At 31.1% G+C, this 23389-nt stretch carries 23 protein-coding genes and 8 tRNA genes; 15 read left to right on the top strand and 16 right to left on the bottom strand.

All coding sequences use genetic code 11. From position 1 onward, the window contains the following. The first annotated feature begins 31 nt into the window (after positions 1-31). From ACMCMH_RS06540 to cysS, 6 genes are all read left to right on the top strand, one after another. The gene (locus ACMCMH_RS06540) at positions 32-727 is read left to right on the top strand and encodes a methyltransferase domain-containing protein (RefSeq protein WP_412723830.1); all 696 of its coding nucleotides are present in this window, start codon (positions 32-34) and stop codon (positions 725-727) included. Then, positions 721-1785 carry an epoxyqueuosine reductase QueH gene (locus ACMCMH_RS06535; protein WP_412723828.1) on the top strand — a complete coding sequence of 355 codons (1065 nt, stop codon included), beginning with the start codon at positions 721-723 and terminating at the stop codon, positions 1783-1785. Before ACMCMH_RS06540 ends, ACMCMH_RS06535 begins: the two co-directional genes overlap by 7 nt. 78 nt (positions 1786-1863) lie before the next feature. Continuing rightward, a complete protein-coding gene (gene rpsT / locus ACMCMH_RS06530) occupies positions 1864-2124 on the top strand; it encodes a 30S ribosomal protein S20 (protein WP_412723826.1) in 261 nt (86 codons plus the stop codon). A 91-nt stretch (positions 2125-2215) separates the two neighbouring features. Beyond that, on the top strand, positions 2216-3283 hold the full coding sequence (prfA, locus tag ACMCMH_RS06525) for a peptide chain release factor 1 (protein WP_412723824.1): 1068 nt from the start codon (positions 2216-2218) through the stop codon (positions 3281-3283). 133 nt (positions 3284-3416) lie between these two features. After that, the gene (gene nusA, locus ACMCMH_RS06520) at positions 3417-4625 is read left to right on the top strand and encodes a transcription termination factor NusA (RefSeq protein ID WP_412723822.1); all 1209 of its coding nucleotides are present in this window, start codon (positions 3417-3419) and stop codon (positions 4623-4625) included. Positions 4626-4633: 8 nt separating this feature from the next. Next, positions 4634-6049 (top strand): cysteine--tRNA ligase, encoded by a 1416-nt coding sequence (gene cysS / locus ACMCMH_RS06515; RefSeq protein WP_412723820.1) that lies wholly within the window; start codon positions 4634-4636, stop codon positions 6047-6049. Between the two features lie 8 nt (positions 6050-6057). On the opposite strand, the gene ACMCMH_RS06510 is transcribed toward cysS, so the two are convergent. The 7 genes from ACMCMH_RS06510 to ileS form a co-directional block, all read right to left on the bottom strand. Beyond that, the gene (locus ACMCMH_RS06510) at positions 6058-6924 is read right to left on the bottom strand and encodes a polyprenyl synthetase family protein (RefSeq protein ID WP_412723818.1); all 867 of its coding nucleotides are present in this window, start codon (positions 6922-6924) and stop codon (positions 6058-6060) included. Further along, positions 6914-7231 (bottom strand): YbaB/EbfC family nucleoid-associated protein, encoded by a 318-nt coding sequence (locus tag ACMCMH_RS06505; RefSeq protein WP_412723816.1) that lies wholly within the window; start codon positions 7229-7231, stop codon positions 6914-6916. Before ACMCMH_RS06505 ends, ACMCMH_RS06510 begins: the two co-directional genes overlap by 11 nt. Next, a complete protein-coding gene (panD, locus tag ACMCMH_RS06500) occupies positions 7231-7611 on the bottom strand; it encodes an aspartate 1-decarboxylase (RefSeq protein ID WP_412723814.1) in 381 nt (126 codons plus the stop codon). Before panD ends, ACMCMH_RS06505 begins: the two co-directional genes overlap by 1 nt. A 143-nt stretch (positions 7612-7754) precedes the next feature. After that, positions 7755-9044 carry a UDP-N-acetylmuramoyl-L-alanyl-D-glutamate--2,6-diaminopimelate ligase gene (locus ACMCMH_RS06495; RefSeq protein ID WP_412723812.1) on the bottom strand — a complete coding sequence of 430 codons (1290 nt, stop codon included), beginning with the start codon at positions 9042-9044 and terminating at the stop codon, positions 7755-7757. After that, positions 9025-9618: a hypothetical protein gene (locus tag ACMCMH_RS06490; protein WP_412723810.1), complete on the bottom strand. Its 594-nt coding sequence runs from the start codon at positions 9616-9618 to the stop codon at positions 9025-9027. Before ACMCMH_RS06490 ends, ACMCMH_RS06495 begins: the two co-directional genes overlap by 20 nt. Further along, positions 9611-9892, bottom strand: a complete 282-nt coding sequence (locus tag ACMCMH_RS06485) for a NifU family protein (RefSeq protein ID WP_412723808.1) — start codon at positions 9890-9892, stop codon at positions 9611-9613. Before ACMCMH_RS06485 ends, ACMCMH_RS06490 begins: the two co-directional genes overlap by 8 nt. Positions 9893-10010: 118 nt before the next feature. After that, positions 10011-12737 carry an isoleucine--tRNA ligase gene (gene ileS, locus ACMCMH_RS06480; protein WP_412728007.1) on the bottom strand — a complete coding sequence of 909 codons (2727 nt, stop codon included), beginning with the start codon at positions 12735-12737 and terminating at the stop codon, positions 10011-10013. A gap of 105 nt (positions 12738-12842) precedes the next feature. On the opposite strand from ileS, the gene ACMCMH_RS06475 reads away from it, so the two are divergent. The 9 genes from ACMCMH_RS06475 (at position 12843) to ACMCMH_RS06435 (ending at position 14121) form a co-directional block, all read left to right on the top strand. Then, the gene (locus ACMCMH_RS06475) at positions 12843-13343 is read left to right on the top strand and encodes a CinA family protein (protein ID WP_412723806.1); all 501 of its coding nucleotides are present in this window, start codon (positions 12843-12845) and stop codon (positions 13341-13343) included. Positions 13344-13389: 46 nt separating this feature from the next. Continuing rightward, positions 13390-13465, top strand: a tRNA-Lys gene (locus ACMCMH_RS06470). A 24-nt stretch (positions 13466-13489) separates the two neighbouring features. Further along, positions 13490-13565, top strand: a tRNA-Val gene (locus tag ACMCMH_RS06465). A 13-nt stretch (positions 13566-13578) separates the two neighbouring features. Further along, positions 13579-13653, top strand: a tRNA-Glu gene (locus ACMCMH_RS06460). A 20-nt stretch (positions 13654-13673) separates the two neighbouring features. Then, positions 13674-13750: transfer RNA gene (locus tag ACMCMH_RS06455), tRNA-Asp, on the top strand. Between the two features lie 19 nt (positions 13751-13769). Further along, positions 13770-13845: transfer RNA gene (locus tag ACMCMH_RS06450), tRNA-Lys, on the top strand. Positions 13846-13856: 11 nt separating this feature from the next. Continuing rightward, a tRNA-Val gene (locus ACMCMH_RS06445) sits at positions 13857-13932 on the top strand. A gap of 13 nt (positions 13933-13945) precedes the next feature. Beyond that, positions 13946-14020: transfer RNA gene (locus ACMCMH_RS06440), tRNA-Glu, on the top strand. A 24-nt stretch (positions 14021-14044) separates the two neighbouring features. Continuing rightward, a tRNA-Asp gene (locus tag ACMCMH_RS06435) sits at positions 14045-14121 on the top strand. 81 nt (positions 14122-14202) lie between these two features. On the opposite strand, the gene ACMCMH_RS06430 is transcribed toward ACMCMH_RS06435, so the two are convergent. The 9 genes from ACMCMH_RS06430 to thrB form a co-directional block, all read right to left on the bottom strand. After that, a complete protein-coding gene (locus ACMCMH_RS06430) occupies positions 14203-14793 on the bottom strand; it encodes a phosphatidylserine decarboxylase (protein WP_412723804.1) in 591 nt (196 codons plus the stop codon). Then, positions 14783-16786: an ATP-dependent zinc metalloprotease FtsH gene (gene ftsH / locus ACMCMH_RS06425; RefSeq protein WP_412723802.1), complete on the bottom strand. Its 2004-nt coding sequence runs from the start codon at positions 16784-16786 to the stop codon at positions 14783-14785. The genes ACMCMH_RS06430 and ftsH overlap by 11 nt, the downstream gene beginning before the upstream one ends. After that, positions 16786-17616 carry a 50S ribosomal protein L11 methyltransferase gene (locus ACMCMH_RS06420; RefSeq protein ID WP_412723800.1) on the bottom strand — a complete coding sequence of 277 codons (831 nt, stop codon included), beginning with the start codon at positions 17614-17616 and terminating at the stop codon, positions 16786-16788. The genes ftsH and ACMCMH_RS06420 overlap by 1 nt, the downstream gene beginning before the upstream one ends. 80 nt (positions 17617-17696) lie before the next feature. Further along, the gene (gene ribD, locus ACMCMH_RS06415) at positions 17697-18716 is read right to left on the bottom strand and encodes a bifunctional diaminohydroxyphosphoribosylaminopyrimidine deaminase/5-amino-6-(5-phosphoribosylamino)uracil reductase RibD (protein WP_412723798.1); all 1020 of its coding nucleotides are present in this window, start codon (positions 18714-18716) and stop codon (positions 17697-17699) included. A gap of 6 nt (positions 18717-18722) precedes the next feature. Continuing rightward, the gene (rimP, locus tag ACMCMH_RS06410; RefSeq protein WP_412723796.1) at positions 18723-19160 is read right to left on the bottom strand and encodes a ribosome maturation factor RimP; all 438 of its coding nucleotides are present in this window, start codon (positions 19158-19160) and stop codon (positions 18723-18725) included. A gap of 3 nt (positions 19161-19163) precedes the next feature. Next, positions 19164-19532 carry a 30S ribosome-binding factor RbfA gene (gene rbfA / locus ACMCMH_RS06405; RefSeq protein ID WP_412723794.1) on the bottom strand — a complete coding sequence of 123 codons (369 nt, stop codon included), beginning with the start codon at positions 19530-19532 and terminating at the stop codon, positions 19164-19166. Continuing rightward, positions 19532-22249 carry a translation initiation factor IF-2 gene (gene infB, locus ACMCMH_RS06400; protein WP_412723792.1) on the bottom strand — a complete coding sequence of 906 codons (2718 nt, stop codon included), beginning with the start codon at positions 22247-22249 and terminating at the stop codon, positions 19532-19534. The genes rbfA and infB overlap by 1 nt, the downstream gene beginning before the upstream one ends. Further along, positions 22233-22436, bottom strand: coding sequence for a hypothetical protein (locus ACMCMH_RS06395; RefSeq protein WP_412723790.1), 204 nt, complete (start codon positions 22434-22436; stop codon positions 22233-22235). The genes infB and ACMCMH_RS06395 overlap by 17 nt, the downstream gene beginning before the upstream one ends. A 61-nt stretch (positions 22437-22497) precedes the next feature. Continuing rightward, the gene (thrB, locus tag ACMCMH_RS06390) at positions 22498-23379 is read right to left on the bottom strand and encodes a homoserine kinase (RefSeq protein WP_412723788.1); all 882 of its coding nucleotides are present in this window, start codon (positions 23377-23379) and stop codon (positions 22498-22500) included. Between the last annotated feature and the right edge of the window lie 10 nt (positions 23380-23389).

The following is a 23389-nucleotide window of genomic DNA, read 5'->3' as shown; positions in this document are numbered from 1 at the left end:
TAGTATCTTAATTTCATTTATAAGGATATTTATGACAGCCGTTCAAGAACAATTTTCTAAACATGCTACACAATATAACTCACATAATATTATCCAACAAATTATCTCAAAAGCGATTATCAGAGAACTCCCTTTTACACCCAAAAAGATACTTGAATTAGGCTGTGGTTCGGGACAAATATTTAAAAATATCGATTTCGATTTTGACTACTATAAAGCAATAGATTTTTCACAAGAGATGTGCAATATACATCCAAAACATAAAAACCTAAAACTCGTGTGTTTAGATTTTGATTCAGAAGAGTTTCACCAAAATATAAAACATGAAAGATATGACATAATTTTATCTTCATCAGCTTTACAATGGTCAAAAGATTTAAGCAAAATTATAAAATCTCTTTCAGATATATCAAATCATATCAGTATGGTTCTATTTACCTCAAATACTTTTAAAAATATTTTTGAACTTACGAGTACTGTTTCTCCTATTTTAGATTTAAAAGAGATTAAAAAAAGTTTCGATAAATTTTATACATGTGAATATGAAGTGTTAAATTATAAAATGGAGTTTGAAAATAAAAAAGATCTATTTCATTATATAAAAAACTCAGGTGTCAGTGGAGAAAAAAACACTCTCTCATTTGAACAAGCAAAACATCTTTTCAAAAATTATAACCTAGGTTATTTAGAATTTGAAGTTGTATTTATCAAAGGAACAAAATGTTAGTACATATATGTTGTAGTGTAGATAGTCACTACTTTTTACAAAAAATTCAAGAAGAATATCCAGACGAAACACTCGTGGGATTTTTTTATGACCCAAATATCCATCCATATAGTGAATACAAACTGCGACTTTTAGATGTAGAATATTCTTGTAAACAACTCGGCATCGAGCTTATTGAGGGTCCTTATGCTCTAGAAGAGTGGCTAAAACTTGTAAAAGGTTTAGAAAATGAGCCTGAAAAAGGTGATAGATGTACTGTATGTTTTGATAACCGTTTAGAAACAAGTGTAAAAAAAGCAATAGAACTAGGTCACGATAAATTTACAACTACACTTTTAATCAGTCCTAAAAAATCACAAGATAAATTAGAAATCATAGGAAAAAATCTTTCCTCTCTTTATAACTGTGAATTTATATTTAAAGACTACAGAAGTGGCAATGGTGTGGAGATGCAGGGGAAACAAGTAAAAGAGCATAATCTTTATAGACAAAATTATTGTGGATGTATGTTTGGACTTAATGCCCAAAGAGAACAACAAGATAAACTAACAGATGAACTCATATATCCAATAGGTCAACAAATCCAACCAGAATCAATAGAAGAAAGACTAGAACTCTATCAAAAAAGAAATGAACTTAAAGAGTGTGATATCATTAAACAACGATTTTTAAACTATAGACTTTTAAATGCAAAAGTCATTATAAACAAAGAGGTTGTCCCTTCATATTTTTTATTTTATTCTACACTTAAAGGAAAAAAATCTATTGGAAGAGTTGAAAGAGTGATAAAAAATGTAGGATATTTTAACCGTGATGAACTCAAAATTATATCTCTTGATACTTTTAATCAACTAGCAAATACAAACTATACAACTGTTTTAGAGCTAGTTTATAATCCTCTTTCATTTGATGATGAACTAAAATTACGAGCAAAAATCACACAAAATAATCACTTTGATTTATCAACAATCATCATCTTAAAAGAGATACCTGATGCGAAAGTATCGGTGTTTTCTGATTTTAAAATCTATGATGATGTAAAAGAGGTGCTTCTTTAGAAACTGATACTAAAGGTATATTTAAGGACAACTTAAGTAACATTCCAAACTTAAATTTTTATTACAAGGGATACAGCTATGGCAAACCATAAATCAGCTGCAAAAAGAGCAAAACAAACTATCGTAAAAACTGAAAGAAACAGATTCTTTAAAGCAAGAATCAAAAATGTTACTAAAGCAGTTTTAGTTGCTATCGAAGCAAATGACAAAGAAACAGCAACAACAGCAATGAAAGAAGCTAACAAATATTTACACCACTGTGTAAGTAAAAACATTCTGAAAAAAGCAACTGCTGCTAGAAAAGTAAGTAGATTACAAGTTAAAGTTAACGCTTTATAAAAACACTCTACTAACTTTTGAGTTTTCTAATTTACTATATTAGAAAACTCATTCTTCTTTAATTTCTAAAAATTCACCAATAGGTATTTTAATGTTACAAGACAAACTACAACTTTTTATAGATAGATTCAATGAGATAAATGATCTATTAGTGTCACCTGATATATTAAGTGATATTAAAAAGATGACAGAACTTTCAAAAGAGCAATCAAATATTTCTAAAATCGTTGATGCGGCTAAAGAATATAATCAAATTATATCAGATATAGAAGATAATAAAATGCTTCTAGGCGATGATGAATTAGCTGATCTTGCAAAAGAAGAGCTAAAAGAGTTAGAGCAAAGAAAACCTGAACTTGAAGCAGAAATCAAAATTCTTCTTTTACCAACAGACCCTAACGATGACAAAAATATTTATGTTGAACTTAGAGCTGGTGCTGGTGGAGATGAAGCAGGATTATTTGTTGCTGATATGTTCAGAGCATATATCAAATTTGCTGAAAATGAAGGTTGGAAAACTGAAATTATGAACTCAAGTGAATCAGAAGCTGGTGGATACAAAGAGATGGTATTTCTTGTAAAAGGGGAATCTGTTTATTCAAAAATGAAATTTGAAGCTGGTGTTCATAGAGTACAAAGAGTACCAGCAACAGAAACACAAGGTAGAGTTCATACTTCTGCTATTACTGTTGCTATTATTCCAGAAGTTGATGATGTTGAGATTGATATCAGAAGTGAAGATTTAAAAATCGATACTATGAGAGCTAGTGGAAATGGTGGACAATCTGTAAATACTACAGATAGTGCGATCAGAATCACTCACTTACCTACAGGACTTGTAGTAACAAATCAAGATCAAAAATCACAACACAAAAATAAAGATAAAGCGATGAAAGTTTTAAAAGCAAGACTTTTTGATATGCAAGAGCAAGAAAGAATGGACAAAGAGGGTGCCGATAGAAAAGCACAAGTAGGTTCGGGAGATAGAAGTGCTAGAATTAGAACTTATAACTATCCTCAAGGAAGAATATCTGATCATAGAATCAACCTTACTCTTTACAGACTAGATGTAATTATGAACGATGGATTATTTCATGAAATTATCGATCCGCTTATTGCAGATCATCAGTCAAAACTTATGGAGATGAGTGGAGTTTAAGCTTCACCCTCTATATTTAAAATAAATATAAAGTATAATTAAAGATAACTTAAGATATTATACTTCCCTACAAAGCAAAATACTCCAAAAAAACATTGCATTGTTAACATACTAAAATTATAGGAATAAAATTATGGAAAAAATTATAGATATTATAGATTCAATTGCTTATGAAAAAGGTTTAAAAATATCAGATGTAGAAAATGCTCTTAAAGAATCACTCATCAAAACTGCTGAAAAAATGCAAGATGATTCACTCATATATGAAGCAGAAATAGATAGAGAAAACAAAGAGTTAAAACTTGCACAAAAAATTGAAGTTGTGGCAAATGATGACATTAAACTTACTGGTGAAGCGAGAGTTGAACAAAATGAATGGGAAAAAGAAAATGGAGTTGAAGGTAAACTTATCAATCCAGAAAACTTTTTATCAGTTGAAGAAGCAAAAGAGATAGACAGCGACCTTGATATTGGTGACTTCTTAAGCTATGATTTAGAGTTTGAATCTATGGGACGAAATGCTGCAACTATTTTATTTTCAAACTTAGAGTATAAACTTCAAAGATTTACTGAAGATAACTTATTTAACAAATACAACGACCAAGTTGGAGATACTATTTCAAGTGTTGTAACAAGAGTAGATAGTAATGATAATACATTTATTGAAATTGGAGAAGTAAAAGGTATATTACCAAGAAAAAACAGAATAAAAGGTGAGACTTTTAAAGTTGGTGATGCGCTAAGAGCTGTTGTAAAAGGTGTAAATATTGATAAACAACATGGTTTAATTGTTGAAGTATCAAGAACAAGTCCTAAATATTTAGAAAGTTTATTGGCACTTGAAGTACCTGAACTTAAAGATGAAAAAATAATAATTGAGGCAAGTGCTAGAATACCTGGTAGTCGTGCAAAAATTGCACTTTCTACTATTGAAGCAAATATAGACCCAATTGGTGCTATTGTTGGAGTAAAAGGTGTTCGTATAAACTCTGTTAGTGAACAACTAAATGGGGAAAATATTGACTGTATTGAATACACACCTATTTTAGAGATGTTTGTTGCACGAGCTTTAAGCCCTGCTATTGTAAAAAGTGTTAAAGTAGAAAAAGGTGCTGGAGAAAAAGGGAAAGATAAAGCTATTGTAACTATAGCAGAAGATCAAAAAGCACGAGCTATTGGTAAAGTTGGTTTAAATATTAGACTAGCATCAATGCTTACAAAATGTGAAATTGAACTAAATGTCCTTGAAGGTGCAACTACTGGGTCTGAAGAAGTTACAGGAAATTCAGGTGAACAACAACCTACAAAAGATGTTTCTGAATTAGCATCATTATTTAAATAAGAGTTAGAATGAAAAAGCCAAGTTTATATATCTTTGATAGTGTAAAAAAAGAAAAAGTTCCTTTTGTTTCACAAATAGAAAATAAGGCTACAGTTTATATATGTGGTCCTACTGTGTATGATGATGCACACTTAGGACATGCTCGAAGCTCTATCGTTTTTGACCTATTGCACAGAGTTCTTAAAGCAAATGACTATGATGTAACTATGGCAAAAAATTTTACAGATGTTGATGATAAAATCATTAGAAAAATCAAAGAATCTGGACAATCACTCGAAGAGATCACAACTTTTTATATCAATAGCTACAAAAATGATATGGCAAAATTAAATATTTTACCAAATGATTTAGAGCCATATGCTACACAAAATATTAATGCAATGATAGATATGATAAATAAACTTTTAGATGCAGACAAAGCATATAAACTAAAAGATGGTATCTATTTAGATACATCAAAAGATACTCAATATGGTGCTATTTCACATAGAGCAAGTGATGAAAATTCAGAAGCAAGAGTTGAAGTAAATACAGAAAAAAGAGATCAAAAAGATTTTGCAATGTGGAAATTTTTTGATAAATCAGAAGTTGGTTTTGAATCAAATTTTGGATATGGTCGCCCAGGATGGCATATCGAATGTAGTGCTATGATTCATGCGCATTTATCCAATCATGACTTACCTTATGCTATAGATATTCATGGAGGGGGTGCAGATTTACTTTTTCCACATCATGAAAATGAAGCGTGTCAAACAAGATGTTGTACTTCACAAGAGTTATCAAAATACTGGATGCATAATGGTTTTGTAAATATCAATGGTGAAAAAATGTCAAAATCTTTAGGAAATAGTTTTTTCCTAAAAGATGCTCTAACTCAGTATGATGGAGAGGTTATTCGGTTTTATATGATGACTGCACATTATAGAGCAGATTTCTCATTTAGTGAAGATGATTTAAAATCAAGTAAAAAAAGACTTGATAAGCTCTATAGACTTAAAAAAAGACTTTATGGAGTACAAAGTAACAATAAAGCAAATAAAACTCTTTTAGAGGCACTCTATAGAGCTTTAAATGATGATATGAATACATCTAAAGCTCTAGCAAGTATAGATGAGTATATTTCACTTGCAAATGATAGCTTTGATAAAGAACCAAAAAACAAAAATCTAAAAAAAGAGATTATAGCTTCTATTGAATTTATTGATTCTATTTTAGGTGTTGGGGCAAAAGATGCTTATGCATATTTTCAATTTGGGATCTCAAATGAAGAGAAAAGAACTATTGAAGATTTAATCGAACAAAGAAACTCTGCAAAAAAAGAGAAAAACTTTGAACTAAGTGATAAAATCAGAGATGAGTTGAAAGAGATGAATATCTCACTTATGGATAGTGCAACTGGCACACTATGGGAAAAAGAGGTTTAACCCTCTTTTTATTTATGTCTATTTAAATACTTAGATAAAAGAGTATTTAGATTTTCTTGAATATTTTCGTCAAATACTTTAAGGTCATTTTGACACTTTAAAGATAATTTATCAGCACTTTTTATAGCACCATCAAGCCCTAGTAAATTTACAAAAGAGTTTTTAGCCCCATCATTTGAAGTTGTTTTTCCAGCTTCCTCTTCACTTGAAGTTTCATCGATAATATCATCTTGTATTTGAAATAATAACCCGATATCTATACCAAAGTTATAAAGTTTTTCTTGGGTAGCTAAATCTAAGTTTGCAATTATTGCACCCATTTTTAAACTTCCTGCAATAAGTTTTGCTGTTTTATGAATATGTAAAAACTCTAATTGAGAAAGTTCTAATGTTTGATTTTCAAAATAACAATCAATAGCTTGACCGATAATCATTCCGTCAATTCCGCCATCACTACTTAAAACTTTCATAAGTTCGATTTTAACATCGCTACTTAATGGAGCATTTGCTAGAAGATTAAAGCTATGTGTATTTAAAGCATCACCAACTAATATAGCTGTCACTTCATCATAAGTTTTATGTAGAGTAGGATTACCTCTTCGCAAATCAGCATCATCCATACTTGGCAAATCATCATGTACCAAAGAATAAGTATGCAAAAACTCTACTCCTAGAGCAATAGGGAGTGCGTTTTTTGTAAGTAAAGGTTCTACCGAATTCACTACAGAAAGGAGCAGTACTGGACGAAATCTTTTTCCACCAGCATAAAGCATTTTTTGCAAAGCATTTTCAAAAATAGGATGAAAACTATCTGATGTGGGTAAATTTGCCTTTAGATAATCTTCAAATAATTCTAATAGTTGTTTATTTTGCAAATGGATTCATCCCACCCATCATATTCATAGCCATTGATTTTTTAGCATCATCACTTTGTTTAATCACATCATTCATAGCACTAATAAGCAATATTTGTAAAGAGTCTTTATCTTCAAGTAAAGAATCATCTATTTGTAAGTCTGTAACCTCTGAGTTACCATTTATAGATAATTCTATCATTCCTCCACCAACTTTTGATGTAAAAACTTGATTTTTTCCATCTTCTTTAGCTTTGGCAGCCATCTCTTGAACCTGCCCCATCATCTCGTTAAGATTGATTTTACTTAAGTCTATTCCATCTAGCATTATTTATCGCTTCCTATGAGTTCATTCGTTATTTCAATGATATCATTTTTTTCATTTACATGCACAACTATTGGTTTGTATGATTCTAACTCTTTTTCTGAGTATGATGCATAAGCAATAACAATAATTTTATCACCTATTTCCACTTTTCTAGCAGCTGCACCATTAAGACACATATCTTTAGAACCTCTTTCCCCTTTGATTACATAAGTAGAAAATCTTTCACCATTATTTATATTTACAATTTCAACTTTTTGTCCAACTCTTAAATGAGAAGCATCTAAAAGATCCTCATCTATAGTGATTGAACCAACATAATTTAAGTTGGCATCTGTAACAGTAGCTCTGTGTATTTTACTATACAACATATCAAATGTCATTTTATTTCCTATTTTCTAATTTTTCATACATTAAGATGTTTTTTAGAGTTTAATTAGTCTGAATTTTATCCGAGATTACTTAAAACTATCTAAAATAGACTTCCTAATAGTTTACTTAATATTCTATTGTTCAGGAACTACCTTTATTTAGATAAAAGCTCTTGAACTATCTCTTTATCACTTAAGGGGAATTTTTGATCATATATAATTTGAAACTCTTCATCACCTTTACCTAATATTAATACAACAGGATTAGCGTATTGTTTTGCTATTTGTAAAGATTCTTCAATAGCTTTTTTTCTATTGATCTCAACTATAATATTTGTGTTTTTTTTACACCCTTTTAAAATATCTTCACAGATAAGGTCAGGGTCTTCAAATCTTGGATTATCAGAAGTGATAATAATTCTTTTTGCAAACTTTTCAGCTATTTTTCCCATTAGTGGTCGTTTACTTCTATCTCTGTCTCCACCTGCACCAAAGACACAAATAATATCATGATTAGAAAAACTTGTAAAAACTTTCTCCATCCCATCAGGAGTATGAGCAAAATCGACTACCACTAAAGGATTTGAGCAAATAACTTCAACCCGCCCTGAAACACCTGCAAAATTTTCAACTTTATCACATATTTTTTGTAAAGGTTCTTTTGTAACTAAATTTACAGCTGCAACTGATGCAGTTAAATTGTAAACATTAAAATACCCCACCATTTGAGAAGAAAAGTTTACAATGTTTGAGAAATGCTGTAATGCTACATGGATACCATTTTTCAAACTATATGCAGTGACTTTATATGTTGCAGGATTTTCTGCACCATAAGCAAAAGCATTTTTCATTTTAAATTTTACTAAGGGATCGTCTTTATTTATTAATTTAACACTATCATCATTAAAAAAACTATTTTTCACATCGATATACTCTTCAATTGTATGATGATAATCAAGATGATCTTGTGTAATATTTGTGTGAATCTTTAAAGCAAAGTCTAAACCTTCGATTCTATTTTGTTCAATAGCATGAGAGCTAACTTCCATAACAAAGTATTCACAATCATGATTAATTGCATTTTGTATATGAGAAAAATTCCCTAATTGAATTGGTGTTGTTAAAGAGTATTCTTCTACCCTTTCATCATTTATAAAAAAACCACGAGTACCTTGAAGCGCTACTTTATATCCTAAGTCTAATAAAAGAGAGTAAATTGCAGCAGCTGTTGTTGTTTTACCATTCGTTCCAGTAATGCCTATGATTTTTATTTTTGAAAAATCAAAGTAGTTTTTAAGTTCAGAAGAGTTGATAAAATCTTTACAGCCATTATTTTTTGCATCATCTAAATATTTTTCATTTTGTTTAGATACTACAAAAGTACTATTTTCATCAGCTTGAGAAGAATCATTCGTAAAAGTTGTACTATTCTGTTTTAGCTGCAAGTGTTTTTTTCCCTAATCGCTCATATAATTTTGTCAAATCTTCATCGTATGAAAAAAATTCATTAAATCCATCAAGATAGCTATACGCAGTTTTATTAAAATTGTTCTCTATAAGTTTATCAATAAAATCAAGTAAATCATCTTTTGAGGTTATAGCGACTTTTGTACTAAACATTATGTCCTGATAAGCTTCTTTAAATGATCCTCTATTTTCAACCAATTGCATAAAATCTTTATATTCAATCGCGTTCAATGTTTCAACATTAGTATTTGAAATATCTTGAAGAAGATTCATCATTTTACTATTATCACCATCATACGCATTGATAACATCTTCAACATAAGCAACCGCTTCATCAAAGTTTTCGTCTTTGGCTACGATAAAATAATCAAATAAAGTTTGTGCTTTTTCATCACTCTCAAATCCTAAATCACAAAAAATACAATATAATTGATATTCTTTACTTGAAGGTTCAGTAGAAAATACTTGAGAATATAAAAACAATGCTTTATCATACTCTTGTATATTAAAATAAGAGTGTGCTTGTTTGATTAAACTATCAATATCAATCATTCAGCATCTCATCTTCCATCCCTGCAGGGACATTAACAATCTCTAATTCTGGGTGAATAGCTGCTTTTAATTCTTTTTCAACTATAAATTTCAAAGTACTTCCACTAGCGGCACATCCAACACAAGCACCTTGTAGTTGAACATATACTTTTGCATTTTTTATCTGTAATAACTCTATTGCACCACCATCTTTTGCTAACATTGGTGCTATTTTTGTTGTGATGATATTACTCACAGGAGATTGTAAATCCTCATCTGTAAATGGCATACCCATATTAATTTTCCTTCATCTTTTTTGTTCTGTAATTTATTCCCAATATTGCAATTCCTGTCAAAGCAAGAATCACACCTATTGTTTCAAATATAAAAGTTAAAGTAACTGGTTCAGACATTTAGTTTACTACTTCATCACATCTTGAACATAATGAATCTTCTTGGCTTGATCTAAACTTCCAACATCTTGGACATTTATGCTCACTTGCTTTATAAACTTCAAACTCTTTACCATCAACTTCAAAAGTTCCTAAAGATTCACTTTGTTTTTCTAAAACAATTTTCGAAACTACAAACCAGTCTTCAGCAACAGTTTTATCTAAAGCCAAGATATCTTCACTATCTGTGTATACAACTAATTCTAGCGTCGACTTAATTACTTTTTCTTTATTTAGTTTATCTTTTATTTCTGCAAATTTACTTTTTGCATTTAATAAGTGTTCTTCATTAAGCTTCAGTTCAATTTCTGGTAACTTATACTTAGTCATATCAAAAATAGACTCAGCACCATCAGTGATAACTTTTGGAGCATGTTGTACTAACTCGTTCATTGTATATGTTAATACAGGCGCTAGTGTAGTTAAAAATGTTTTAGCAATCATCGCCATTGCACTTTGAGATGCAATTCTTGTTTCAGAATTTTTACCATCACAATACATTTTGTCTTTACAGATATCGATATAGATGTTTGATAATTCAGCAACTAAGAAGTGGTTTAATTTATTTAACCCTCTTGAATAGTCATTTGATCGAAATGACTCATCAACTTCTAAAAATACTTTTTGTGCTTTATCTAAAATCCATAAATCCATAGTTGCCATTTTATCTAATGAACAAATCTCTTCTAATTCAAAAACATTTCCAAGTAAAATTTTACCTGTGTTTCTAATTTTTCTATATTGTTCTGCCATTTGTTTTAAAATACCATCAGAAATTTTTAAATCTGATTGATAATCACTCATAGCAACCCACATTCTTAAAATCTCACCACCGTATTGTTTTAAAACTTTATCCGGTGCTACAACATTCCCTTTAGATTTTGACATCTTTTCACCCTTAGCATCTACAGTAAATCCATGTGTAAGGATAGATTTATAAGGCGCTACTTCAGAAGAAGCCAGTGAAGTTAATAGTGATGATTGGAACCAACCTCTATGTTGGTCACTTCCCTCTAGGTACATATCAGCAGGATATGTTCCCGCATCATAGTTTCTACTTCTTAAAACAGCATTTTGAGTAGAACCAGAATCAAACCATACATCTAAAATATCCATAGTTTTTTCTAAATCATCAGGATTCAGACCACTACCTGGATATAAAAGCTCTTCAATACTCATATCATACCAAGCATCTGCACCTTTCATCTCAAATATCATAGCTACATAATTTAATACTTGCTCATTATAAATGATTTCATCAGTTAGTTTATTTCTAAAGAATGCAATAGGTACACCCCAGTCTCTTTGTCTTGAAATACACCAGTCAGGTCGACCCTCAACCATAGTTCTTAATCTATTAGCACCATGTTCTGGATAAAAAGCTACATTTTCAATTGCTTCTAGTGCATTTTCTCTTAATGTTTTTCCATTTTCACCATACGGTGCATCCATAGAGATAAACCACTGTTTAGTTGCTCTAAAAATAACTGGTTTATGTGTTCTCCAACAGTGTGGGTAAGAGTGAGTAATATCAACTCTTTTTAATAATGAATCACCTAAAAGTTCCATAATTGGTTCATTTGCTTTAAATACATTCATATTTAAAAACTCTTCTGGATTAGGAAGCAAGTTTTCTCTTACAATAGTATTATCATAAGCTCCATTAGCACCTACAGGCATAATCACATCTAGTCCATATTTTAAACCAACTTTATAATCATCCTCACCATGTCCAGGAGCTGTATGAACTGCACCAGTACCAGCATCCATCATTACATGGTCTCCAAGAACGATTTTAGATTGTTTACCATTTAATGGATTGATAGCATGTGTGTTTTCTAAAGTATTTGGATCGATATCTTTAACAATATCACCTTTAATTACTTCATCTGCAAGTAATGTACCGTATAATTTTTTAGCTACTATAAAACCATCAGAAGTTAATACATACTCTTCTTCACCATTAAGTGATATACCAGTATTTGCTGGTAATGTCCAAGGAGTTGTTGTCCAGATAATCACACTCGCATCTAACTCTTCAAGTTTAAATGCAACAAATACAGATGGAGATACTTTATCTTCATATTCAACTTCAGCTTCAGCCAATGCTGTTTGTGCTGCCCAAGACCAATAAACTGGTTTAGATCTTTGGATTAAAAGACCTTTCTTTGAAATAGCAATAAGTTCTCTATAGATGTTTGCTTCAAATTTAAAGTCCATTGTTAAATATGGTTTTTCCCAATCAGCAATAATACCTAATTGTTTAAACTCATCTCTTTGGATATCAACAAATTTTGTAGCATGATCGCGACAAAGTTGTCTAAGTTTACTTTTTGGTAGTTCTTTTTTCTTTTTACCACCAATTTTCTCTTCAACTTTTTGTTCAATTGGTAAACCATGACAATCCCAACCTGGAGTAAATCGTACTGACTTTCCATCAAAATAGTGATATTTAATAATAATATCTTTAAGCACTTTATTTAATGCATGCCCAATATGAATATTTCCATTTGCATATGGAGGTCCATCGTGTAATGTAAAACTTTCAGCACCTTTTCTATTTGCTTTCATTTTATCATAAATTTTTTCTTCATCCCAAAGTTTGTACTGCTTTGGTTCATTGTGAGGTAAACTTCCTCTCATAGGGAAAGTTGTTTTTGGTAGTTGTAGTGTATTTTTATAATCTATTTGCTCTGTAGTTTCTGTAGCCATATTAATAATTGTCCTATAATCTAAATTAAGATAGAGTATATCTAAATATAATTTAAACTTGAATAACAAAAGGAGTACTCTATGTACAATGAAATTTTCAATAAAGAAAAAATGATTGCACTACAAAACTATCTAAGAAAAAATAATCAAACTATAACAACAGCAGAAAGTTGTACAGGTGGACTTATATCAAGTATGATTACTGAAATTTCTGGTTCATCATCTATTTTTAATGGATCAATTGTAACTTACTCAAATCACATAAAAGAACAAGAACTAAAAGTAAAAAAAGAAACAATGATAAAGTTTGGAGTAGTAAGTTGTGAAGTTGTAGAGGAGATGTTACAAGGTGCACTTAATAAATTTCATGCAGATTATGCCATCGCAGTAAGTGGCATAGCTGGACCAAATGGGGGAAGTGAACAAAAACCTGTAGGTACAGTTGCAATAGGTGTTATGTCCAAAAATGGAGTAAAAAAAATCGATATTTTTCATTTCAAAGGAGAGAGAAAAGAGGTTCAAATCCAAACTGCAAAAACAGCATTAAAGATAAATTTTGAAATTCTTTTACAAAACTCTTGACATAGATAAAAAAATTTACTATAATTCCACCCAACTTAACAAAGATGACTTGTTAGCTCAGCCGGTAGAGCATCTCCCTTTTAAGGAGGTGGCCGTTGGTTCGAATCCAACACGAGTCACCATTTTAGTTAAGTGTTATTTAAATTGGTCGATTAGCTCAGTTGGTAGAGCGCTACCCTTACAAGGTAGATGTCATAAGTTCGAGTCTTATATCGACCACCATTATTTTATTGTTGGCCCCATCGTCTAGTGGTTAGGATCCATGGTTTTCATCCATGTTACAGGAGTTCAAATCTCCTTGGGGTCACCAAATTTATAAATTTTAAGAGTGCGGTTGTAGCTCAGTTGGTTAGAGTATCTGCCTGTCACGCAGAATGCCGCGAGTTCGAGTCTCGTCAACCGCGCCACTTTTAAAATTATTATGACGACTTGTTAGCTCAGCCGGTAGAGCATCTCCCTTTTAAGGAGGTGGCCGTTGGTTCGAATCCAACACGAGTCACCATTTTTTCATCAGGTCGATTAGCTCAGTTGGTAGAGCGCTACCCTTACAAGGTAGATGTCATAAGTTCGAGTCTTATATCGACCACCATTATTTTATTGTTGGCCCCATCGTCTAGTGGTTAGGATCCATGGTTTTCATCCATGTTACAGGAGTTCAAATCTCCTTGGGGTCACCAAACAATAAAACTTCAATAAAGAGTGCGGTTGTAGCTCAGTTGGTTAGAGTATCTGCCTGTCACGCAGAATGCCGCGAGTTCGAGTCTCGTCAACCGCGCCACTTTTAATCAAAATAAAAAATCATTTTATAAATTTAAATTATTACTAGCATTAAACTATAAATTAATTGATATAAACAATATTATTTTTTAAATAATATTGTTTGTCCAGAAGTTAACTTATCACCAATTTGAACCAATAACACTTTAGTTTGAGGAACTGAAATAACTACAAGCCCATCAATAAAAATAGAAATCTTATCTCCTTGAACAACCTCTTTTTCTTGAATTTTCTTAACTCTTTTATCAAAAAAACCGCTAATAAATTTTAGCTTTATATCTTCAAATTTCAATACAATTTGTTCGTTATATAAAGATGCTTTATAGCTATCTACATTTAAATTTAGTCCATGTCTATGCTTTTTAACCTTGAGTGTAGAATTACAAGGAGCTCGTACAATATGATTATCTAATAGCCCTACTTTACAATATATTTTGTATTTTCCATTTACTTTATCAATTGCAGTTATTGTAGAATCTATAGGAGCTAATACACTTTGGGTATTAGTGAAAATATGTCTGTTGCTTCCTCTATAAATATAAACAACAAATAAGCCCAATAAAATCCCCAAAGTACCTAAACAATCAGATACAAACAAGTTCAAAAAAATTGCAACTATAAATATAATTGCAATACTTTTATACCCCTCTTTTAATATTAAATTATTTTTCATTATCTTTCTCATCTTTTATTTCATCAGATTCTGATTGTATCATATTTTCATCTTCCTCATTGTGTAAATCTTCACCATTGTAAACAGTACCACCATTTTCAATAATAATCTCTTGAACTCTTTTACCAGAGATAACTTCTAAATCCAATAACTCCGCAGTCATTTGCTCCATTGCGTTTCTATTTTCTTTTAATAATTCAAGAACAGCCATATACCTATCATTTAAAGTTTGTTTAATATGTTTATCAAGATTGTGTGCCATCTCATCACTATAATCTTTAGTTGATTGACCACCACCTAAAAATTGGTTTTGTTGTTTATGTAATACCATTAAACCTGCAATATCAATATCGCTCATACCATATATTGTTGCCATCGATTTGATAATATCAGTTGCTCTTTCTAAATCATTTCCAGCACCTGTACTAATCTCACCTATATAAATCTCTTCAGCAGCACGACCACCAAGAAGAGTATCTACTTCAGCTATCAATTCATGTTTTTGCATTAAATATTTATTTTCTTCAGGCGTATTCAAAGTATATCCAAGAGCAGCCAATCCTCTTGGAACAATTGAAACTTTATTTACTTTTTTTGCACCTTTTGTAACTTCTGCAATTAAAGCATGACCCGCTTCATGATAAGCAACAATTCTTCTCTCTTTTGGAGAAATTCTTCTACTTTTCTTTTCAAGTCCAGCAATTTGTCGTTCAACAGCTTCTTTGAAATTAGCTGAAGTAACCTCTTTTTGATCTGCTCGACCAGCGAGTAATGCAGCTTCATTAATAATGTTTGCTAAATCAGCTCCAGCTAAACCTGCTGTCATCACCGCAACATCATGCATATCAACATTTTTAGCAATTTTCACATCTTTGATATGCACATTTAAAATCTCTATTCTACCTTCTAAATCTGGCTTATCAACCAATACTTGTCTATCAAATCTACCTGGTCTTAATAAAGCAGGATCTAATATTTCAGGTCTATTCGTAGCAGCCAAAATAATAACAGGCGCACCATCTCCACTAAATCCATCCATCTCAGCTAGTAATTGATTTAGAGTTTGTTCTCTCTCATCATTACCACCCATTCCGCCAGATGCTCTACTTTTACCAATAGCATCAATCTCATCTATAAAAATAATCGCTGGAGCATTTTTCTTAGCTTGTTCAAATAGATCTCGTACACGACTTGCACCAACACCTACAAACATCTCAATAAAGCTAGATCCAGTCACACTTAAAAACTCAACATCAGCTTCACCAGCAACTGCTTTAGCAAGTAAAGTTTTACCCGTACCTGGAGGTCCTACTAAAAGTACACCTTTTGGAATTTGAGCTCCAAGATTTACATATCTATCTGGATTTCTTAAGAATTCAACTATTTCTGATACTTCTTCTTTTGCTTCTTTATTTCCCGCCATATCTGAAAATTTTACTTTTGGTTTTTCAGAATTAATCATTTTTTTAGCGCCACCCATACCAAGAATTCCACCGGCACCACCACCCATAGACTTTGACATTCTTCTTGCTAAAAACATCCAAATTGCGAAAAAGAAAAATAATGGTAAAACCCAACCAAAAAGCATATCAGCCAATAGATTTTGTTCATTTACTCCACCATAATTGATTCCTTGTTTTTCTAATACAGGAATTAAAGTGTCATCAACACCAACTTTTCTTGCTGTATAAGTTGTTACAACTCCACCAATTGGTTTTGTGATAGCTTTAATATTTGTTTCACCAATACCAACATATTCTATTTGACCATTATTAATCATTTTTTTCACTTCAGAATATGCAATTGTTTTATTTACACTTTTGCCATATACTGATGTTCCTGTATTTGTACCCATCTCATTTTCTGGGAAAAAACTTTTAAAAGCCATTATTGTTACTATTGAAAATACAATAAATACTACTAATGGATTCTTATCAAAAAAGCCATTTGGATTTTTATTATCGTTCTTATTATTGTTATTTTTATTACTCATTATTTCCCTTTTCTAACTATTAAAGTTATCCATTCATTTTGCTGTAACTCTTCTACAATTTTGCAATCTTTAAATTTATTTAAAACTTTTTGTTTATGCTGTTCCATAATTCCAGATAATATAATAATACCATCTTCTTTTGATATCTTTTTAAGATCTGAAGCTATCATTGCTAAAACATCAGCTACTATATTAGCAATTACAACATCATATTGCTTTTTAGTTCCATTTGCTGAACCTTCCCAAGAATGATTAATTGTTGCATTATTTGCTTTAAAATTTTTAATAGCATCATCAACAGCAACTATATCAGTATCACAGATATCAACTGAAGCTCCAGACTTAGATGCTGCTATTGCTAAAATACCACTTCCCGTACCAATATCAGCAACAGTAGATCCAGTTTCAACATATTTTTCAATTGCTTTTAAACAGCAATTTGTTGTTTCGTGATGTCCCGAACCAAATGCAAGTGTTGGGTCAATAAGAATATTAACCATACCATTCGCTGGCTTACTCCAACTTGGATGTATATAAAAACTTCCAACTTTTATTGGCTGTACGCTTTCTTGATACAAAGTTATCCAATCTTGATTTTCTTTTTTTTCTAAAGCTGTAGCACAAAAGATATCTGTATTTAAAGCAGATGTTAATTCTTTTGCAAACTCTAAAATACCCAATTCAACATCATCTAAATTCTCTTCACTTCTAATGATAATTGTTTCATCAAGTTCTTCTATTGCATCATTAGTTAAGCTACCCGCTAGGTCTAAAAACAATTCGTAGTATAGGTTTGGCTTAAGTGTAAGCTCGTAATAATATTTATCCAACTAATTACCTTTTATAATTTTATTAAAAGATAGATAGTTTAGCTAAAATGTAGTTTAGAATAGTTTAAATATCAACTTAGTTATTCGCCATTAACTCTTTTTAAATATACAATTTTATCAAATTCGTTGATGTAATATGAATGTTGAATTTCAAAGCCAAACTTTGATACATCCAATGGAAGAGTTTCTGTTACTTGACAAGAGATAAAAAGCATTAGATAGTCAATTTTATCCTTAAGTGCATTTAAAAATTGATATCCCCCCTCATACATAACAAAACTATTTGAAGAAACATAATCTAAATTTGTACCAATCATAATATCTCTTTTTTTAATTTGAAATAACGGTATAGATTTGTCAAATTCTTTTTGTCGACTATATATAAATATATCTGGTGCTTTTTTATTTACAGAAAATCTTGCATCTAAAGTGGGTCGATCGGTTCTTATAGTATTCCCACCTATTACCATCAGATCAATTTTTGTACGAATTTCATGTACTAAATTAAGGCTATCTTGAGTTGTGATATAGCCATTATTAATTGAACCATCACCTCTCATAGCCATTTTAAAAAAATGGAAATGCTTCTTTTGATATTGTAAAAATGGAAATAATAACTTATCAGATTCATCTTTGCAAACATCTATTTCAACATCAATATCTGCATTTTGTAATCTTTCTAGTCCTCCACTTGCTTTATCGTTAGGATCTAAACTCCCTATATAAACTTTTTTGATCTTTACAGCTTCTAAGAGCACGGAACAGGCAGGTGTTTTACCAATATGATTGCAAGGTTCTAATGTAACATAAATTTCACATTCATGAAAAAAGTTATTATGATTTGACATCAAGTATTCATGTATCTCATGAGATGATTCTAATTGTTGCAATTTAGAAGTGGGATAAACACTTAAATAAGCTGATTTTAATGCTAAAACTTCTGCGTGTGGTGTACCTGCTTTTTTATGAGCTTCTGTAGATAACACTTTGTTATTTTTTACTATTGTTGCACCAACAGCTGGATTAGGATAAGTTAAAAGTTGATATTTCCAAGCCTCATCAATAGCCAATTTCATATATTGGCTATTTGTCATTTTCATAATATTTTATTTATTCCAGTCAAAATAAGTTGATGCTGATAATACATCATCATACTTTATCTCTTTGATTTCTGAATTTTCATCTATTTGAAGAATACCGTCAGTAGTTGCAGATATTAATTCACCTTTAATCACTTCATTTGAATAATTTTTTATTTTTACATTAGATCCAATAGAACATTGAAAATGATGCAAAGTTTTAAGTTTTCGTTCAATTCCAGGAGAACTTACTTCTAGTGTATACTTTCCGCTTATAGGTTCTTCTATATCTAATAATGGAGAGATCATTCTACTAACATGTGCACATTGATCTAAGTTAACTCCATTTTTTGAAGTGATATATACTCTTAAAATATTTGTTTTATTTTCTTTAGTTTGTTGAATATCATAAAGGTCAACTCCACAACCCTCAGCAGCTAATTTTATAGATTCTTCTAATTCCATATTTTACTCTTTATCTTTATTTGATTTTGAAGATATTTGTGCAAATAGATCTTCCATTCTTGCTCTTTTATCCATCATATCATCTACTAAAAAAGTAAAATCAGGACATTTATACCAAGAAGTGGCATTTAAAATATATGATTTTATTCTACCATTAGCTTTACGAAGACTCATTCTTATCTCTTTTAACTCTTCTTTAGTATAGTCACTACCATCATAATAAACATTTGCATCATATTTACCATTTTTACAATCAACATCTGTAATTGTTAATGATTTTATTCTATTGTCATTTAAACTACTCAATGCTTCTGGAACTAGTTCCATAAGAAGAGATTGAGTTCTTTGTAAATTTACGCTTTTATTATCCATTAGTCGATTTTTTGCTCTTCTTTATGCTCAATGAAAGTTTCAATATAATCATTTTGTTTGATATCATTGTGGTTTTCAAAAATGATACCACACTCATAACCATTTGTAACCTCTTTAACATCATCTTTGAATCGTTTAAGTGATTTAATTGCACCTGTATAGATAACAACACCATCTCTAATAACACGAGCAAGACCACCACGAACAACTTTACCATCTGTAACTTTACAACCAGCAACTGTTCCAACTTTAGGTACAACAAATGTTTCAAGAACTTGTGCTTGACCTGTATTTTCTTCAACAACAATCGCACTCATCATACCTGATAATGTAGCTTTAATATCATCTAATAATGCGTAGATAATACTATAAGTCTTAATCTCAACACCTTCAGATTTTGCTTTTGTTTTAACTGCACCTGTAGGTCTTACATTAAATCCTAAGATGATACAATCATCACTAGCACTAGCAAGTGCAATATCTGCTTCAGTAATACCACCAACACCAGATGAGATAATTTTAACTTTTACTTCATCATTTTTAATTGACTCTAAACTTGCTTTAATAGCTTCTAAAGAACCACCTGCATCTGCTTTTAAGATAACTGGTAATGCTTTTATTTTACCCTCTGCAATAAGTGCCGCCATCTCATCTAAAGATACTTTAGTAGATGCACTTAACTCTTTTGCTCTTGAGTGTTCTGCTCTTGTTGTAGCAATCTCTTTAGCTTCTGATGCAGATTTTTGAGCAACTAGTGCAGAACCTGTAATAGGAACATCACCCAAACCAACAACTTGACCTGTTCTACTCAATCCTAATTCTTTTACAGCTTTACCTTGATCATCAAGAAGTGCTTTTACTCTACCAAATGTTGTGTCAGCAACAATATTATCACCAACTTTTAAAGTACCATTTTGAACAATTACTGTTGCAACTGCACCTTTTCCTTTAACTTGTAAAGCTTCAATAACTGTAGCTTTTGCTAAAGCAGTTGGATCAGCTTCTAGTTCTAAAAGTTCAGATTGTATAATAATATTTTCAAGTAACTCTTCGATACCTTCACCTGTAAGTGCAGAAACACCTATAAACTCAACATCTCCACCCCAATCAACTGGACTCATTTCATGTTCAGCCATACCAGCTTTAACCATATCCATATTTGCAGTTTCTTTATCTATTTTATTTACAGCAACAATAATTGGAGCTCCACTAGCTTTTGCAGCTTTTATAGACTCTATTGTTTGTGGCTTAACACCATCATCAGCAGCAACTACTAAGATAATAATATCTGTAACACTTGCTCCTCTTACTCTCATAGATGTAAACGCCTCATGTCCTGGAGTATCTACAAATGTAATATCATTTCCATTTTTATTTACAGTATATGCTGAAATATGTTGAGTAATTCCACCAGCTTCACCTGCGGCTACTCTACTACTTCTAATTTTGTCAAGAAGTGAAGTTTTACCATGATCAACATGCCCCATAATAGTAACAACAGGTGGTCTACTTACATAGTTTGTTTTATCAATCTCTTCTTCAGCATAATCTTCAACATAATTTACATCTTCAAGTTCATCTTTGATAGTAATCTCAATATTATACTCTTCACCAAGAATTTCAATCTCATCATTTCCAAGGAAATCATTTTTAGTAACCATCATACCTAACATGAAAAGTTTACCAATTACATCACCAGCAGTTTTACCAATTTTTTCTGCAAACTCGTAAACTCTACAATCTTCAGGAATTGTAACTTCTGTAATTACTACTTCTTCTGTTGGCTTTTTATATCTTTTTTTCTTAGAACCTCTTTTGATACCTCTTGGTTGGTTACCAAATGCACTAGGTTTTGTTGTTCTGATATTTTTTGGTTTTGGTGTTTCTTGTAAGAATTTTGATGTTTCCATAAGACCCATGTCAAGAAGAACAACCTCTTCTCCTAGTATAGATTCACCAGATGATTTAAAATCATCATCACTTTCAACTTTAAGTTTTGTACCATGAGTATGTGCTTTTGCTGCTTGTTTTGCTTTTACTTTTTTTGGTCTTGGTGTATATTCCTCTTTTAAGTCAGAACCACCACCAAATAATTCACTCATTGAAGCTAGTTTTTGTTTTTTTGATTGAGGTGTTGCAGGTGTATTCTCAATGATTGGTCTTTTTTTCTTAACAATTGTCAATCCTCTTTTTTTAAGAGTGATTTTTTTCTCTGGCTCTGGTGCTTGAACAATTGGTGTTTCTTTTACTTCTTTCGGAGCTTCTTGCACTGTTTCAACCTCTTTTGGAGTTTCTTTAGTTACTTCAACTTCCTTAGTTTCTAAAATTGGCTCTTCTGGTTTTTTCTCTTCTACAGGAACATTTTTCTTTTGAACAATCTTTAATTCATTTCGTTTCAAAGTCATTTTTTTAGCTTCTGGTTTCTTAACTTCTACTTTCTTCTCTATTTCTGTTGCTTTAGTGGGAACAACTTCTTCTTTTTTCTCTTCAACCTTCTCAGAAACAGCTTTTTTTATTGTTGGCTTTGCTTTTTTAGGAACAAGTAATTTACTTTTTCCTGTCATTATATAACCTGCAATCTCTTCTGCTTCTTCAAAAGAAACTGAACTTTGTGGTGATTTTAAAACTATTGCTAAATCGGCTGCTTTTTTAATTACTTCTGCACTTGTAGAACCAGCTTCTTCTGCTATTTCAAATACCCTAACTTTGTCTTCCATTCGCTAATATCTCCCTTAGTTGTACGATATATTCATCTTTATTTTTACAGTTTCTATATAGTGCTTTTTCAAGTTTAGATTCATTTTCTAAACAGTCACTACATAAGTAAAAACTTCTACCATTTCCGGTAAAAGAAGTTAGCTTTTTATCTTTACACTGCAATCTAATCAATAACTTTTGTGCCATTTTTTTTCTACAAACAACACAAGTTCTTATCGATATTTTTAACATTTTATCTAAAACTCTCTTAATCTTCTACAATCACGCCATTATTATCAAAATCACAAATCATGATTTTAAAATGTGGGAAATTTTCTGCAAGCTTTTTCGAAAGTCTTACAGCATCTTTTCCATAGGCTAAATTAAAAAAAGTAGAACCACTTCCAGATAAAGTACTCATCAAAGCGCCATTTCTTAAAGCTACTTTTTGAACTGCAAAAAGTTCTGGCATCTGCTTCATTCTATAGTATTGATGAATTCTATCTTTGGATGCTCTTTTTAACATTCTAAAATCTTCTGTCATGAATGCAGCTGTTAATAAAGAACTATGAGAAATATTAAAAATCACATCCTCTTTAGTATATTTGTAAGGCAAAGTTTTTCGTGACAAATTTGTTGAGATTGGTCTATTTGGAATTACTACAATTGCTTTTAATGATTTTGGAATCTCTTTTCTTAAAAAAAACACCTCATTTTCATGAATTGTCGACACCGTAAATCCACCCATAACAGCTGGTGTAATATTATCAGGATGTGACTCATAACTCAATGCTAAGTTTAATAACTTCTTATCATTGAGTTCTATACCTTCTATTGCATATGCAGACGCTATAGCACTAATAATAACCGCGCTACTACTTCCTAAACCACGAGATAAAGGTATTTCATTTTGAAATTCAAATCTAAACTGTTGTTTATTGTTACTAAAGTTTTGATGAAAATCATTAAATGTAGAGATAAACATATTATTATCTTTTAATTTTGGATTATTAGCACCTTCCCCTTTTAGCGATACGCTATGAAATTTAGCAGGTTTTATAATTACATGATTTCTAATATTGAGCGCCAATCCCAATGTATCAAAACCTGGTCCAAGATTTGCGCTTGTCGCCGGTACACTTATTTTCATTCTCTTCCTT

This window comes from Arcobacter sp. 15-2, assembly GCF_047159865.1.
Lineage (GTDB): Bacteria > Campylobacterota > Campylobacteria > Campylobacterales > Arcobacteraceae > JAIOSF01.
This window is presented reverse-complemented; position numbering and strand designations above follow the sequence as displayed.